The sequence below is a fragment of the Pseudoalteromonas sp. GW168-MNA-CIBAN-0100 genome (genome assembly GCF_040309225.1).
GTDB classification, from domain to species: Bacteria; Pseudomonadota; Gammaproteobacteria; order Enterobacterales; family Alteromonadaceae; genus Pseudoalteromonas; species Pseudoalteromonas arctica.
Genome location: NZ_JBEOOL010001122.1, coordinates 1 through 235, shown reverse-complemented (window position 1 = coordinate 235; position 235 = coordinate 1). Strand labels below are relative to the sequence as shown.

The following is a 235-nucleotide window of genomic DNA, read 5'->3' as shown; positions in this document are numbered from 1 at the left end:
ACACAACCCAGACCGCCAGCTACGGTCCCACAGTCATAGTTAAGGGGGAAACGATGTGGAAAGGCCCAGACCGCCAGGAGGTTGGCTTAGAAGCAGCCATCCTTTAAAGAAAGCGTCATAGCTCACTGGTCGAGTCGGTCTGCGCGGAAGATGTCACGGGGCTATACTATGCACCGACGCTGCGGATTCAGAATTTATTCTGTGTGGTAGGGGAGCGTTGTGTAAGCGGTTGATG

Annotated in this window: 1 rRNA gene; it reads left to right on the top strand. The window is 54.0% G+C overall.

What is annotated here, in order from left to right:
- A 23S ribosomal RNA gene (locus AAEY62_RS24860) occupies window positions 1-235 on the top strand; the annotation flags it as partial.